Below are 14,617 nucleotides of genomic sequence, written 5' to 3'. Positions count from 1 at the left end.
TCCCGGCATTACGTGGCTCGCGATTACGGGGGCCAGAGCGTTTCGCGACGATCGCGATGCTGGCAGCATGAGGCCATGGCCGACTACGAGCAGCCCCAGGTCGACGTACCGGCAATGACCGCCCTGCTGGACGGCAGCTACGTCGAGGTCCGCGATCTCACCCGCAAGCGCCTGGTCGAGTACGCCTCGATCCTCACCGACCAGCGCGACCTGGACCGTGGCAAGTTCCGGGAGCGGGTCAAGGACGTCGTGGTCGAGCTGGCCGGCACCGGGCAGACCGGGCTCGGCTTCCCCACCGAGTACGGCGGCGGAGGCGACATCGGCGCCTCGGTGGCCGCGTTCGAGACGATGGCCTTCGGGGACCTGTCGGTGCTGGTCAAGGTCGGCGTGCAGTTCGGGCTCTTCGGCGGCGCGATCCTCCAGCTCGGCACCAAGAAGCACCACGACGCCTACCTCAAGGACCTGGTCAGCGGGCAGCTGCTCGGTTGCTTCGCGATGACCGAGACCGGGCACGGCTCGAACGTGCAGGCGCTCGGCACCGTCGCGACGTACGACGTCGAGACCCACGAGTTCGTGATCACCACCCCGGACGACCACTCCCGCAAGGACTACATCGGCAACGCCGCCGCCCATGCCCGGCTCGCGGTCGTCTTCGCCCAGCTCGAGATCGGCGGCCAGTCCGAGGGCGTGCACGCGTTCGTGGTGCCGATCCGTGACGCCAAGGGCAAGGTCCTCAAGGACGTGCGGATCGAGGACGACGGCCGCAAGATCGGCCTCAACGGCGTCGACAACGGACGGATCTGGTTCGACGGCGTCCGCATCCCGCGGGAGAACCTGCTCAACCGGTACGCCGACGTCACCGAGACCGGTGTCTACCGCTCCGAGATCGACAACCCGGACCGGCGGTTCTTCACGATGCTCGGCACCCTGGTCCAGGGCCGGGTGTGCGTCGGCGGGGCGAGTATCAACGCCAGCAAGGTCGCCTTGTCGATCGCGACGAAGTACGCGCTCGGCCGGCGCCAGTTCGGGAACCCGGGCGGCCCCGAGGAGCTGCTGCTCGACTACGGACTGCACCAACGCCGGCTGCTCCCGCTGATCGCGCGCACCTACGCGCTGCACTTCGCCCAGGAGGTCCTGGCCGGCCAGCTGCACGCGGTCTTCTCGGCCACCGCCGAGGTCGACGAGCGCACCCGTCGCGCGCTGGAGTCGCGGGCGGCCGGGACGAAGGCGCTGGGAACCTGGCACGGCAGCCGCACGATCCAGGAGTGCCGCGAGGCCTGCGGCGGGGCCGGTTACCTGTCGGCGAACCGGTTCGACGCTCTGCGTGCCGACACAGACGTGTTCACCACCTTCGAGGGCGACAACCACATCCTGCTGCAGCTGGTCGCCAAGGGCCTGCTGACCGACTACTCCTCGGAGTTCAGCGACCTCGACCAGCTCGGCATGGTGCGCTTCGTCGCGGGGATGGCGGTCGACACGGTCGTCGAGAAGACCTCGGTGCACAAGCTTCTCGAGCGGGTCAAGGACATCCTTCCCGGCGGGGACGACTGGGCCCAGGAGGCCGAGATCGTCGACTCCGAGTACCAGCTGGCGATGTTCCGCTGGCGCGAGGAGCACATGCTGGCCGGCGTCGCGAAGCGGCTGAAGGCCGGCATGGACGCCGGGATGGACCCCAAGGAGGTGTTCAGCCGCTGCCAGGACCACGTCATCGGGTCGGCGCGTGCCCACGTCGAGCGGCTGGTGCTCGAGGCCTTCGTCGACAAGGTGCGCGCCACCCCCGACGGTCCCAACAAGTCGGCTCTCTACCTGCTCTGCGACCTCTACGCGCTGTCCGCGATCGAGGCGGACCGCGGCTGGTGGATGGAGCACGGCCGGCTCACCTCGTCCCGTTCCAAGGCCATCAGCAAGGAGATCAGCGAGCTGTGCCGTAAGTTGCGTCCGATCGCCGAGGACCTCGTCGACGCGTTCGGCGTACCGGCCGAGATGCAGGCCGCCGAGATGCTCGCCCCCGGAACCGTCGAAGGCCAACGCATGTGAAAGGGCGACGCTGATGCTGGACCGACTACGCCTGCCCGGGCTGGGCGGGTGGAGCGACGACCCGCTCTGGGCCACCTTCTACGACTGGTCGGTCGAGCACCCGCGCGCCGGCGGCGCGGTCTGGAAGCTCGGTATCGGCAGCGACCTCGGGCTGCTCTACAACGCCGCGGCCGAGATCGGTCGCCAGCCGGCCGGCAGCTCCGTGCTCGACGTCCCCTGCGGCGGCGGGGTAGCCCTGCGCGGGCTGCGCCCGGGCCAGGGGATCCGGTACGTCGCCGCGGACATCGCCCAGGCGATGCTCGACCGCACCACGGACGCCGCGCGCGAGCGCAGCCTGAGCGACCAGGTCGAGCCCAGGATCGCGGACGTCGGTGCGCTGCCGTTCGGGGACGGCGAGTTCGACCTCGTCGTCAGCTTCACGGGTCTGCACTGCTTCCCGGACCCGCACCTCGCGGTGCTGGAGATGGGTCGGGTCACCCACGCCGGCGGTGTGCTCACCGGCAGCGCCCTGCTGAACGACACCGGCGGCGTGCGCGGCGTGCCCGTACGCAGGGTCGGTCGGCTCTCGGGCCTGCTGGGCCCGGGTGCCACGAAGGCCGAGGTCCGCGACTGGATGGCCGAGGCCGGGTTCGTCGACGTGACCGTCAAGGTCTCCGGGGCGATTGCGTATTTCCGCGGGGTGAAGCTCTAGTCGGTTCCCTGCGCGTGTCACCAGGTTTCGACACGCTCGGTCGCCCGGCTCGTTCCTCGCTCGGGCGCTCGCTGCTCAGCCACCAACGATCAAGGCCGCTGGCGCGTCCTTGATCAGTGAGCGTGGCCCTCGGCCTCGGCCTTCCGGAACCGCTCGAAGGAGGCCTTCACCTCGGCCTCGGCCTCGGTGCGGCCGACCCAGTTGGCGCCCTCGACGGACTTGCCCGGCTCCAGGTCCTTGTAGACCTCGAAGAAGTGCTGGATCTCCAGGCGGTCGAACTTCGGCACGTGGTTGATGTCGCGGATGTGCTCCAGGCGCGGGTCGTGCGTCGGGACGCAGAGCACCTTGTCGTCGCCGCCGGCCTCGTCGGTCATCCGGAACATGCCGATGGCGCGGGCGCGGATCAGGCAGCCGGGGAAGGTCGGGGCCTGCAGGATCACCAGGGCGTCCAGCGGGTCGCCGTCCAGGCCGAGGGTGTTCTCGATGTAGCCGTAGTCCTCGGGGTAGGCCGTCGAGGTGAACAGCATCCGGTCGAGGCGGATCCGGCCGGTCTCATGGTCGACCTCGTACTTGTTGCGCGAACCCTTGGGGATCTCCACGAGTACGTCGAACTCCACGGCGTTTCCTTCCGATGCAGCGTCTGGGGAATGAGGGCCGCGGTGCCCGTCTGAACGCCGGGCGCGGCAACCCGGTTAGTCTCCCGCACAATGGCCGCGATGGGCGAACCGAGGAGTCGAAAAATGGCCCGTAGGGGGGCTCGGCGTGAGCAACGCCACGCGAAGGGCTCACGAACCCTGCGCCGGGTGCTCTCCTGGGTCCCCGAGGTGCTGGTGGTGCTGGTGGTCCTCGCGGCCGTCGGCAACGTGCAGTACGACCTGGGGCACCGCTGGTTCGGCCTGCCGGCGACCGATCCCGACTCCCACCCCGCCGCGGTGCTGCCGCCCGAGGGGCTCGACCTGCCCGCCGGAACTCCGGCGCCGGCGGTCGCCGCGGCGCTGACCCCGGGCAGCGCCGACCCGGCACGGGTCCGCTCGGCGCTGACGCACCTGCTGGCGGACAAGCGCCTGGGCAAGCACGTCGACATGCTCGTCACCGACCTGTCGACCGGCACGGTGCTCTTCCAGCGCGGGAGCGGCTCGGTCACGCCAGCATCGACCACCAAGCTGCTGACCTCGCTCGCCGCGCTGCAGAGCCTCGGTCCGATGACCCGGTTCAGCACCCGCGTCGTCGCCGTCGGTGACCGGCTCACCCTCGTCGGTGGAGGTGACCCCTTCCTGGCCAGCACGCCGGCCGCCGCGAAGGGCCGTTACCCGGCGCGCGCTGATGCCCAGACGCTCGCCCGACGGACCGCCGCGGCACTGACGGCGCAGGGCATCCGGCAGGTGCGGCTGAGCTACGACGCCACGTTGTTCACCGGTCCGGGGATGAACCCGAACTGGCCGGCCGCCTACGGGCCGGACAGCGTCGTGCCGCCGATCCGGGCGCTCTGGGTCGACGAGGGCAAGGTGGACCACCGCTTCGTCACCGACCCCGCCGCCGTGGCAGGTCACAGCTTCGCGACCTCGCTGGCCAAGGCCGGCATCAAGGTCGTCGGGCCGGTCCGTGCGGGGAAGGCTCCGGCGGATGCCGTCCAGGTCGCGGAGATGAAGAGCGCCCCGGTCGGCGAGATCGTCCAGCACACCCTGACCGTGAGCGACAACAACGCCGCCGAGGTCCTCGCCCGGCAGGTCGCCCTCAAGGTCGGTACCTCGCCGTCCTTCAGCGGCGGCACGACGGCGGTGTTCCGGGTGCTCGACGAGCTCGGGGTCGACCTCGCCGGCTCGCGGATCTACGACGGCAGCGGTCTCTCGCGCCGCAACCACCTCACCCCGACGACGCTGCTCGACGTGCTCCGGACCGCCGCATCGCCCGAGCACCCGACGTTGCGCGAGGTGATCACCGGCCTGCCGGTCGCCGGGTTCACCGGCTCACTCCAGGAACGCTTCGACGACGGTCCGACCGCGGCGCGTGGTCGGGTGCTCGCCAAGACCGGAACGCTGACCGGGGTGCACGGACTCGCCGGCGTCGCCACCGACCTCGACGGCGACCTCCTCGGGTTCGTGATCATCGCCGACCGGGTCTCGGTCCCGAACACGCTGCCAGCCCGGCACCAGATCGACCTGATGGCGGCGGCGCTGGGTGCCTGCCACTGCGGCCGGCCCAAGGATTCCCCGGTCTCCTGACAGGGCGACCCGTAGGGTCTCCCTCATGACTGCAGCAGCGCCCTCCGCGATGATCGACTGGGATCTCGCCGTCCGCGTGGGCTCCCGGCTGGCCGGTGACGGCCCGGTCGTGAGCCGCGGCGAGGCCGACGCGGTGGTCGCCGAGCTGCGGGCCGGGGCGACCCGCTCGACCCCGCTGGTGCGCGAGTTCACCGGACTCGTCGCCGAGGAGCGCACGGCGCCGGTGCTGGTCGTCGACCGTCCCGGCTGGATCCGGGCCAACGCCGACGCCTTCTCGACGGTGATCGCGCCGATCGTCGCCAAGCTCCAGGACAAGAAGGGACCGCCGTCGCCGCTCACCGAGGCGATCGGCTCGCGGATCACCGGCGCCGAGCTCGGCGTGATGCTCGGCTTCCTGGGCAACAAGGTGCTCGGCCAGTTCGACCCGTTCCACGAGGCCCCGGGAGCGGCTGGTCGCCTGCTGCTGGTCGCCCCGAACATCGTCCAGGTCGAGCGCGAGCTCGACGTCGACGAGCACGACTTCCGGCTCTGGGTCTGCCTGCACGAGGAGACCCACCGGGTGCAGTTCACTGCCGTCCCCTGGATGCGCGACCACCTGCACTCGCTGATGGGCCAGATCGTGAACGCGGTCGAGACCGACCCCTCGGCACTGCTGTCCGAGGGCATGTCCCGGGTCGGCGCACTGGTGTCCGGCAAGACCGACCCTTCGACAGGCTCAGGACAAGCGGCAAGCCTGCTCGACCTCTTCTCGACGCCCGAGCAGAAGCTGGTCATCGACCAGGTCACCGGGGTGATGAGCCTGCTCGAGGGTCACGCCGACGTGGTGATGGACGGCGTCGGACCCGAGGTGATCCCGACGGTCTCCCAGATCCGGGAGAAGTTCACCCAGCGACGCAAGGGCGTCGGCAGCCTCGACAAGCTGCTGCGCCGGTTGCTCGGCCTGGACCAGAAGATGGCGCAGTACCGGGACGGCGCCGTCTTCGTGCGCCAGGCGGTCGACAAGGTCGGGATGGAGGGCTTCAACGCCGTCTGGGCCGAGGCCGCGAACCTGCCGACCAAGACCGAGATCCACGACCCCGACGCCTGGCTCAGGCGCGTCCACGGCTGATGGGCCTCGACCCGGCAGTCGCCGCCGTCCGGTCGGCGGTCCGTGGCGTGCTCCCGGGCCCCGGTGAGGTCGCGCTGGTCGCCTGCTCGGGGGGAGCCGACTCGCTCGCGTTGCTGGCCGCGACGGTCTTCGAGGCGCGGCGGGACGCCGTACGGGTGGTCGGTGCCGTGGTCGACCACGGTCTGCAAGCGGGGTCTGCCGAGCACACCGCCCGGGTCGTCGAGCAGATGGCCGGACTCGGCGTCGACGAGACGGCGACGATCCGGGTCACCGTCGACCCGGGACCCGGAGGCATCGAGGCCGGTGCCCGGGAGGCTCGGTACGCCGCCCTCGGCCAGCTCGCCGAGCACGTCGGCGCCGGCACGGTGCTGCTCGGGCACACCCTCGACGACCAGGCCGAGACCGTGCTGCTCGGGTTGGCACGCGGTTCCGGTGGCCGCTCGCTGCAGGGGATGCGCCGGTCCTTCGACCTCGACGGCGTCCGCGCGGTGCGCCCGCTGCTGGGCCTGACCCGGCAGCAGACCGAGGCCGCGTGCACGGCCGAGGGCATCACCTGGTGGGACGACCCGCAGAACGAGGACCGGGCCTTCACCCGGTCCCGGATCCGGCACACCGTGATGCCCGTTCTCGAGCGCGAGCTCGGTCCTGGCGTCGCCCAGGCACTGGCCCGTACGGCCGATCAGCTGCGCACCGACATGGGTGACCTCGAGGAACGAGCGCTCGGCGCCCTCGACGAGGCACGGATCGAGGGCGGCATCGACCCGGGCGACCTCGAGTGCACCAGCCCGGCTGTCTTCGGCCGGGTGCTGCGGATGGCGGCGGTCGAGGCCGGCGCGATCGCCTCCGAGCTGACCTTCGAGCACGTGCAGGCGATCCGCTCGGCCCGCCCGGGAAAGGAGATCCGGCTGCCGGGTCACGTCACCGCTTACCGCGAGGGCGAGTGGCGGATCCTGTTCAAGCCGACGCCGTCACTGTCGGACGAGTAGCCACCGTCAAGGCCCTCGGGTGCCATTGCGGAACTCGAACCCGTCCTGCTAGTCCTGTTCTGGGACCGGACGAGGAGCTGCCATGGGTGACTGGGTCGAGCTGCGGGTTCACGGCGTGCACGGCACGTCGCCGGCCAACATGCTGGGGGTCGCGGACTCCGACGTCCGCCAGATCGCGGGTGACGCGCTCACCGGCGTCTACCGCGCCGAGGACGTGGAGCTGCCGTTGCGCACCTTGCGCAGCGGTCCGGACCAACCCGAGAACGTCGCTGTCGAGGCCTACTCCTGGGGTGCGCTGACCTCGGGAGTGCAGGGGATGCTCGGCTGGGTTCGCCGGGTCGGTTGGCTGCTGCTGCTCCCGTTCGCGTTGGCCAACATGGCCTACTGGGCGCGGATGCACGTCGCCGTCGGCGACCGTCGGGACCGGTGGGGGGTCAGGGCCGTGCGGGCCTCCGGCCTTCTCCTGACCGTCTTCATGATCCTCACGCCGGTCGTGATCGCCGTGGACATGATCGGGTGGCAGTGCTTCCGCGAGGGCGTGCCGCGGTGCTCCCGCCTGCCCGGGCAGCTGGACTTCCTGGCCGGCTGGACGGCCGGGCAACGTCTGCTGGTCGCCAGCCTGGTGCCGCTGCTGGTGGTCCTGCTGCTCTGGATCCTGTCCAGCCAGACCATGAACTCCTACGAGGTCGGTCGCCCCCCGGAGCACGAGAAGGGTGACGACAAGGACGTCGACAAGGGTGACGACAAGAACCGCACGCAGCTGCCCGGGCTGATCCTGCGCCGCGACGCGTTGTGGCGCTCGAAGGACCGGACCGGCCAGCTGCGCAACCTGCACGTCGCGGCGGCGCTCCTCGCCCTGGTCATCGTGATCTCGACCCACATGGTCCGTGCCCGGACCCACGGGCACGACGTGCCCCCGTTCTGGCTGGCCATGCTGGTGGTCGCGAGCGCGGTGCTGCTCGTCTGCCTCGTGGTGGTCTGCCTCCCGCAGGTCGGCGACATCGGGCCGCACGACGATGCACCGGGTCCGCCGGCGTGGTGGTCCGCCCGGCTGCGGGACGTGGCGGCCCTGCTGGTGGTCGTGCAGTCGGTCGCGCTCTGGAAGCACGGCGGTGCGCTGGACCAGACCCTCTCCTTCCAGGGGACCGACTGGTGGATCCTCAGCCTCTTCGTGGCGCTCACCGCCCTGCACCTCTCGGTGTTCTTCGGCGCCCGGATGCGCGCCGTGGTGGCGGTGCCCCTGGTCCTCGGCGTCGCGGCCGGTGGCATCGTGATGGTGGTCCTGTACGCGCACCACCAGTACCTGCGGTTCTCCCGGGACCGGCTCGGGCTCGCCGTGCTGATCGCCGTGCTCGGCTTCGGGCTGATGGTGTTCTGGCACTACCGGATCGCGGACCCCGAGCCGCTACCCGGAGCACCCCGCCAGCCGCACACGCGTGACCGCGTGGCCTGGCGCGGGGCGGGTGCGTCGGTGCTGCTCGCCGCGGCCGCCTGGGTCGGGCTGCTGTTCACCTCCAGTGCGGTGACCGCCGCCGCCGACTACCTGAACGGGCCGCAGTCGGTGGGCGACCTGCGCACCCTCACGCACGAGACGGAACCCGGGACCCCGCAGTACTTCGGCGCCACCGGCAAGGTCGTGCTCCGCAAGCCGGTCATCACCATCGAGGGCGACCTGATCGTCGTCAATGCCGGGAACGTGATCGCCGACCGGATCCTGGCCCACGTCGACGGGGACCAGATCGACCACCTGATCGGGACCCGGAAGTTCAGGGGTCCCATCCGTCTCCACCTCCCGGCGGGGAGCGTGCTCGACATCGACCGCGGGTGCGAGGTCACGCGGTACGTCCCCGGGCACGGGTGCATCCGCAACCTGACGGCGCGCTGGTTCGCCACCGAGCAGATCCCGGTCGGGGACCGGGAGGTCTGGTTGGGGTCGCTCGTCGGCTGCTCGGACCCCGCGGCGTCCACCCGGACCTACCAGACGGTGTCGACCGGCCTGTGCCCGGCCCGGAAGCAGGGCCTGGTCGTCCTGCGACCCCAGGAACGCCTGCAGGCCCCGCTGGTGGTTCCGCAGGTCCTGGCCTGGATGCCGATCGGCCAGTTCGTCTGGCTGATCGCCGTCGCGCTGGCCGCCCTCGGCTGCCTGGTGCGGTTCAACACCGGTGCCGGGAAAGCGGTGACGGCATCCCTGAGCGCGTCGAAGATCAAGCCGCCGGACGACGCCATCCCGTTGGTCGACCGCGTGCGCTGCATCGCCAAGCGTCGTGGGGCCGCCCTGTCACACCGGGCAGAGACCTTGCTGGACGTGATCGGATCAGTGACCGGGCTGGTCGCGCTGCTGCTGATCGTGTGCTCGCTCACCGGGCAGGTGCCCTGGGACCGGGGTGGGATGGCCTGGACGAACCCGCTGGCCACGGTCTCCCTGTACCTGATGCTCGGCACGGCCGGGGGCTTGATCCTGCTGGGGTCCTACCTGCGGCGCTCGGCGTCGACCCGCAAGGCGGTCGGCGTGATCTGGGACCTGTGCACCTTCTGGCCACGAGCGGCGCACCCGCTCGCTCCGCCGTGCTACGCCGAACGGGTCGTCCCGGAGCTCGAGACCCGCGCCCGCTGGGTGCTGCGCTCCGACGGGGGGAGCAACCAGCTGATCCTGTCGGGGCACAGCCAGGGCTCGCTGATCCTCGCCGCGACCGCCAGCCGGCTCGACGACGAGGACTTCGACCGCGTCCGGTTCATCACCTACGGCAGCCAGATCCGGGCCCTCTACGGCCGGGTGTTCCCGCGGGTGTTCGGACCGGAGGCGATCGGCTACGTCCCGACGCCCCGCAGTCCCCGGCTGGGCAACGGGTGGCCGGACACCGGCGTGAAGCCCGGGCACGGCGGCGACGCGGTTCCCGGCAGCCTGCGCTACCGCATCGAGCACCGCGACGACGGCCGCCCGGGCGGATCCTGGGTCAACCTGTTCCGCCGCAGCGACCCGCTCGGCTTCCGCGTCTTCGCCGATCTCGACGGTGATCCGCTGGCGCCGAGCAGCGGGTCCGACCTTCCCGTGATGGAGGTGCCGACGGCCGACCGCGGCGACCCGGGCCCGGCGGTGGCCGGGCACAGCGACTACCAGCACACGGAGGTCTACCGCCGGGTGGTCTGCTCCTGGACCGGCGAGGAGGAGTTCGAGGCGACCTACGATCCCGGTGGGGTGCTGGACCTGCCGCCGAAGCCCCAGGGCTAGAGCAGCTCGGTCGCCAGCAGCTGCAACGTCGTCTCCCGGGCCGGGGAGGCGTCGACCGGGGTTCCGGCGACGGCTCCGGCCACCGGGTGGACCATCACCTCGTCGACGCCGAACTCCTCGGCCAGGCCGCGGATCTTGGCCGCTGCGGTCTCCGGCGTACCGATCACCCAGCGCTCGCGCATCGCCAGCACCAGCGGCAGGTGCGCGTCCGGGACCGGGTCCGCCTCGGCCTCCTCGATCAGGCGCTGCGGGCGCAGCTGACCACCGGTGCGCAGGGCGACCATCGCCTGGAGCTGCGGCGCGGCCAGGCGGTCCGCCTCCTCCTGGGTCGCGGCCACGACCGCGTTCACGGTGAGGAAGGTCCGCGGCTCGGCCAGCTCCTCGGAAGGCTGGAAGCCGCTCCGGTACAGCGACAGGGCCTCGGCGGTGCCGTTGCCGGAGAAGTGGTGCGCGAAGACGTACGGCAGGCCGCGAGAGGCGGCGAGCTGGGCCGAGTAGTCGGACGAGCCGAGGAGCCACACGTCCGGACGCGAGGTCGCGTGCGGGGTGGCGGTGAGCGCGTGCAGCCGACCGTTGACCTGGAGCCCGACCCCGCCCGGGCTCATCATCGCGATCACGTTGTCGACGTACGACGGGAACTGGGCGACGGCGTCGTCGGTGACCCCGCCGGCGCCGTGGCGCAGCGCGTAGCTGGTCACCGGGTCGGTGCCGGGTGCGCGACCGATGCCCAGGTCGATCCGCCCGGGGAAGGCGGCCTCGAGCAGCGCGAACTGCTCGGCGACCACCAGCGGCGCGTGGTTGGGCAGCATCACCCCGCCGGAGCCGACGCGGATCCGCTCGGTGGCGCCGGCCACCATCGCGATCAGCAGCGGCGGGTTCGTCGCCGCGACGGCCGGCATGTTGTGGTGCTCGGCCAACCAGTAGCGGTGGTAGCCGCATCCGTCGGCGACCCGCGCCAGCGACCGGGTGGCCGCCAGGGCGTCGCCGGTGCTCTGGTCGGAACGCACGGGGACGAGATCGAGCACGGAGAGACGCATGTTCGGGCAACGCGCCTGTCTGACCCGGGATTCCCTCAGGTGTGCGGCGGCGGGACCCCGCCCGCTGCCCCGCCGCCGCACACCTATGGCAGGCTTCGGGCATGGAATCCGCCGACGTCGAAGCCGACCTCGTCAACGTCCTCTTCACCGAGGCGCAGATCCAGGACAAGCTCCGCGAGCTGGCCAAGGAGATCGAGAACGACTACGCCGGCAAGGACATCCTGATCGTCGGCATCCTGCGCGGAGCCGTGATGGTGATGGCCGACCTGGCCCGCGCCCTGAACCGGCACGTCGAGATGGACTGGATGGCGGTCTCCTCCTACGGCTCGGGGACCAAGTCCTCCGGCGTGGTGCGGATCCTCAAGGATCTCGACACCGACATCACCAACCGGCACGTCGTCGTCGTGGACGAGATCATCGACACCGGCCTGACGCTGTCCTGGCTGATCTCGAACCTCGCCTCGCGCAACCCGGCCTCGCTGGAGATCTGCACGCTGCTGCGCAAGCCTGAGGCCTCCCAGATGGATGTTCCGGTGAAGTACGTCGGCTGGGAGATCCCGAACGAGTTCGTCGTCGGGTACGGCCTGGACTACCAGGAGCGGTACCGGAACCTGCGCGACATCGGCACGCTGGCCCCGCACGTCTATTCCTGAGCACTCCCGGCGCGCCCCCTGGGGCGACCTGAGAGTATGTCGGGCGTGAAGCGAATTCTGCGTGGTCCCTGGCTCTGGGTCGCCCTGGCCGGTGTGGTCGTGATCCTGGCGCTCCAGGTGCTGCTGCCCAACGGCGGCTACAAGGAGATCCAGACCTCGACCATGGTCGAGCACATCAACAACGGCGACATCAAGAAGATCACGTTCGTCGACGGCGACCAGCAGATGCGCGCCGAGCTCAAGAACGGCAAGAAGTACGTCGCGACCTGGATCGACGGCCAGCAGACCGGACTGGTCGACCTGGTCGAGAAGCAGAAAGCCGACGGCAAGCTCGGGACCTACACGAGCAAGAACCCGCAGCCCAGCCTGCTGACCTCGCTGCTCGGGACGATCCTCCCGTTCGTCTTCATCGTGCTGATCTTCCTGTTCCTGATGAACCAGGTGCAGGGCGGCGGTGGCCGGGTGATGCAGTTCGCCAAGTCCAAGGCCAAGCTGATCAGCAAGGACATGCCGAAGACCACCTTCGCCGACGTGGCCGGCTGCGAGGAGGCCATCGAGGAGCTCGGCGAGATCAAGGAGTTCCTCCAGGAGCCCGCCAAGTTCCAGGCCGTCGGCGCCAAGATCCCCAAGGGCGTGCTGCTCTACGGCCAGCCCGGTACCGGCAAGACGCTGCTGGCCCGCGCGGTCGCCGGCGAGGCCGGTGTCCCCTTCTACTCGATCTCCGGCTCGGACTTCGTGGAGATGTTCGTCGGTGTCGGCGCCTCCCGCGTGCGCGACCTGTTCGAGCAGGCCAAGGAGAACGCCCCGGCCATCGTCTTCATCGACGAGATCGACGCCGTCGGTCGCCACCGCGGTGCCGGCATGGGTGGCGGTCACGACGAGCGCGAGCAGACCCTCAACCAGCTGCTCGTGGAGATGGACGGTTTCGACGTGCGCGGCGGGGTCATCCTGATCGCGGCCACGAACCGCCCCGACATCCTCGACCCGGCGCTGCTGCGCCCGGGCCGCTTCGACCGCCAGATCAGCGTCGACGCCCCGGACCTCAAGGGCCGCGAGCAGATCCTCAACGTGCACGCCCGAGGCAAGCCGATGGGCGCCGACGTGGACCTGCTCTCCGTCGCGCGCCGTACGCCGGGCTTCACCGGTGCCGACCTGGCCAACGTGCTCAACGAGGCAGCCCTGCTCACCGCCCGCCAGAACGGCAAGCTGATCGACGCCGCCGCGATGGACGAGGCGATCGACCGGGTCATCGCCGGTCCGCAGAAGCGGACCCGCCTGATGAGCGAGAAGGAGAAGCTCATCACGGCGTACCACGAGGGCGGCCACGCCCTGGTCGCCGCGGCGCTGCCGGGCACCGACCCGGTGCACAAGGTGACGATCCTGCCGCGCGGTCGTGCGCTGGGCTACACGATGGTGCTGCCCGACGAGGACAAGTACAGCCAGACCCGCTCGGAGATGCTCGACAAGCTGGCCTACATGCTGGGCGGTCGCGCCGCGGAGGAGCTGATCTTCCACGACCCGACCACCGGCGCCGGCAACGACATCGAGAAGGCCACCTCGCTGGCCCGGGCCATGGTCACCCAGTACGGCATGACCGAGCGCCTCGGGGCGATCAAGCTCGGCGACAACGGCCACGAGCCGTTCCTCGGCCGCGACATGGGTCACCAGCGGGACTACTCCGAGGACGTCGCCGCGATCATCGACGACGAGACCAAGAAGTTCCTCGCCGCTGCGCACCAGGAGGCCTTCGACATCCTCGAGGAGAACCGCGACGTCCTCGACGCCCTGGTGCTCGCGCTGCTCGAGCGGGAGACGTTGGACAAGGCCGAGGTGGCCGAGGTCTTCGAGCCGCTGCGCCGTCGCCCGGAACGTCCCGCCTGGACGGGCTCGCCGGACCGGGTGCCGTCCTCGATCCCGGCCGTCTCGGTTCCGAAGAACGGATCTGCGCCGAGCGAGCCCGAGCCGGAGGGTGGCGTCATCCTGACCCCGCCGAGCGGGGACGGCGACTCCTTCGGGGAGGCGCCCAACCCCGGGAACACCCCGTGAACATCGGACCGGTCAGCACCGACGGGAAGCCCGCCGGACCGTTCGACCACGACCGGGCTGCCGCCGCCGTCCGCGAGCTGCTGATCGCGATCGGTGAGGATCCGGACCGCGAAGGTCTGCGCGACACCCCGGCGCGGGTTGCCCGGGCCTACGAGGAGCTGACCGGCGGCCTGCGCAAGACCGCCGAGGACGTGCTCACCACGACGTTCGACCTCGGCCACGACGAGATGGTCCTGGTCCGCGACATCGAGCTCTGGTCGATGTGCGAGCACCACCTGGTGCCGTTCACCGGGGTCGCGCACGTCGGCTACATCCCGGCCGAGTCCGGCAAGATCACCGGGCTGTCCAAGCTGGCCCGCCTGGTCGACGTCTACGCCAAGCGCCCGCAGGTGCAGGAGCGGCTGACCACCCAGATCGCCGACTCCCTGATGGAGATCCTGGATGCGCGCGGCGTGATCGTGGTGATCGAGGCCGAGCACCTCTGCATGACGATGCGCGGCGTCCGCAAGGCCGGCGCGCGCACCATCACCTCCGCGGTCCGCGGGATCATGCACAACGCCGCCACGCGCTCCGAGGCGATGGCGCTGATCAACGCGGCCCACCGGTAA

11 protein-coding genes are annotated in these 14,617 nt (G+C 70.8%); 9 read left to right on the top strand and 2 right to left on the bottom strand.

The window, feature by feature from the left end; translation table 11 throughout:
- Positions 1-75: 75 nt before the first annotated feature.
- Both EFL95_RS02440 and EFL95_RS02435 read left to right on the top strand, forming a co-directional pair.
- A complete protein-coding gene (locus tag EFL95_RS02440) occupies positions 76-2,037 on the top strand; it encodes an acyl-CoA dehydrogenase family protein (RefSeq protein WP_123232449.1) in 1,962 nt (653 codons plus the stop codon).
- Between the two features lie 13 nt (positions 2,038-2,050).
- Positions 2,051-2,728 carry a class I SAM-dependent methyltransferase gene (locus EFL95_RS02435; protein ID WP_123232448.1) on the top strand — a complete coding sequence of 226 codons (678 nt, stop codon included), beginning with the start codon at positions 2,051-2,053 and terminating at the stop codon, positions 2,726-2,728.
- A 113-nt stretch (positions 2,729-2,841) separates the two neighbouring features.
- On the opposite strand, the gene EFL95_RS02430 is transcribed toward EFL95_RS02435, so the two are convergent.
- Positions 2,842-3,345: an inorganic diphosphatase gene (locus tag EFL95_RS02430; protein WP_123232447.1), complete on the bottom strand. Its 504-nt coding sequence runs from the start codon at positions 3,343-3,345 to the stop codon at positions 2,842-2,844.
- Between the two features lie 186 nt (positions 3,346-3,531).
- On the opposite strand from EFL95_RS02430, the gene dacB reads away from it, so the two are divergent.
- The 4 genes from dacB to EFL95_RS02410 all read left to right on the top strand — a co-directional run bounded on the left by dacB (position 3,532) and on the right by EFL95_RS02410 (position 10,273).
- Positions 3,532-4,950, top strand: coding sequence for a D-alanyl-D-alanine carboxypeptidase/D-alanyl-D-alanine endopeptidase (gene dacB / locus EFL95_RS02425; RefSeq protein WP_183406984.1), 1,419 nt, complete (start codon positions 3,532-3,534; stop codon positions 4,948-4,950).
- A gap of 25 nt (positions 4,951-4,975) precedes the next feature.
- Positions 4,976-6,058, top strand: coding sequence for a zinc-dependent metalloprotease (locus tag EFL95_RS02420; protein WP_246004756.1), 1,083 nt, complete (start codon positions 4,976-4,978; stop codon positions 6,056-6,058).
- Positions 6,058-7,044 carry a tRNA lysidine(34) synthetase TilS gene (tilS, locus tag EFL95_RS02415; protein ID WP_123232444.1) on the top strand — a complete coding sequence of 329 codons (987 nt, stop codon included), beginning with the start codon at positions 6,058-6,060 and terminating at the stop codon, positions 7,042-7,044. Before EFL95_RS02420 ends, tilS begins: the two co-directional genes overlap by 1 nt.
- A gap of 82 nt (positions 7,045-7,126) precedes the next feature.
- Positions 7,127-10,273 carry a hypothetical protein gene (locus tag EFL95_RS02410; RefSeq protein WP_123232443.1) on the top strand — a complete coding sequence of 1,049 codons (3,147 nt, stop codon included), beginning with the start codon at positions 7,127-7,129 and terminating at the stop codon, positions 10,271-10,273.
- On the opposite strand, the gene EFL95_RS02405 is transcribed toward EFL95_RS02410, so the two are convergent.
- Positions 10,270-11,310 (bottom strand): LLM class flavin-dependent oxidoreductase, encoded by a 1,041-nt coding sequence (locus tag EFL95_RS02405; protein WP_123232442.1) that lies wholly within the window; start codon positions 11,308-11,310, stop codon positions 10,270-10,272. The genes EFL95_RS02410 and EFL95_RS02405 overlap by 4 nt on opposite strands.
- 101 nt (positions 11,311-11,411) lie before the next feature.
- Between EFL95_RS02405 and hpt the strand changes: the two genes are divergently transcribed.
- Genes hpt through folE form a run of 3 tightly spaced genes read left to right on the top strand, consistent with a single transcriptional unit; the run spans position 11,412 to position 14,617 of the window.
- On the top strand, positions 11,412-11,963 hold the full coding sequence (gene hpt / locus EFL95_RS02400) for a hypoxanthine phosphoribosyltransferase (RefSeq protein WP_123232441.1): 552 nt from the start codon (positions 11,412-11,414) through the stop codon (positions 11,961-11,963).
- A gap of 36 nt (positions 11,964-11,999) precedes the next feature.
- Positions 12,000-14,009 (top strand): ATP-dependent zinc metalloprotease FtsH, encoded by a 2,010-nt coding sequence (gene ftsH / locus EFL95_RS02395; RefSeq protein WP_123232440.1) that lies wholly within the window; start codon positions 12,000-12,002, stop codon positions 14,007-14,009.
- Positions 14,010-14,011: 2 nt separating this feature from the next.
- Positions 14,012-14,617: a GTP cyclohydrolase I FolE gene (folE, locus tag EFL95_RS02390; RefSeq protein WP_221176312.1), complete on the top strand. Its 606-nt coding sequence runs from the start codon at positions 14,012-14,014 to the stop codon at positions 14,615-14,617.

The sequence above is a fragment of the Nocardioides marmorisolisilvae genome (assembly GCF_003725775.1).
Classification (GTDB): domain Bacteria; phylum Actinomycetota; class Actinomycetes; order Propionibacteriales; family Nocardioidaceae; genus Marmoricola; species Marmoricola marmorisolisilvae.
The sequence above is the reverse complement of the archived record's forward strand: the minus strand, read 5'-3'. Positions and strand labels throughout refer to the sequence as shown.

What these genes read in the sequence shown, in the direction of transcription:
- EFL95_RS02440 (WP_123232449.1), top strand. Translation starts at nt 76, where the DNA reads ATGGCCGACTACGAGCAGCCCCAGGTCGACGTACCGGCAATGACCGCC.
- EFL95_RS02435 (WP_123232448.1), top strand. Translation starts at nt 2,051, where the DNA reads ATGCTGGACCGACTACGCCTGCCCGGGCTGGGCGGGTGGAGCGACGAC.
- EFL95_RS02420 (WP_246004756.1), top strand. Translation starts at nt 4,976, where the DNA reads ATGACTGCAGCAGCGCCCTCCGCGATGATCGACTGGGATCTCGCCGTC.
- tilS (WP_123232444.1), top strand. Translation starts at nt 6,058, where the DNA reads ATGGGCCTCGACCCGGCAGTCGCCGCCGTCCGGTCGGCGGTCCGTGGC.
- EFL95_RS02410 (WP_123232443.1), top strand. Translation starts at nt 7,127, where the DNA reads ATGGGTGACTGGGTCGAGCTGCGGGTTCACGGCGTGCACGGCACGTCG.
- EFL95_RS02405 (WP_123232442.1), bottom strand. Translation starts at nt 11,310, where the DNA reads ATGCGTCTCTCCGTGCTCGATCTCGTCCCCGTGCGTTCCGACCAGAGC.
- hpt (WP_123232441.1), top strand. Translation starts at nt 11,412, where the DNA reads ATGGAATCCGCCGACGTCGAAGCCGACCTCGTCAACGTCCTCTTCACC.
- ftsH (WP_123232440.1), top strand. Translation starts at nt 12,000, where the DNA reads ATGTCGGGCGTGAAGCGAATTCTGCGTGGTCCCTGGCTCTGGGTCGCC.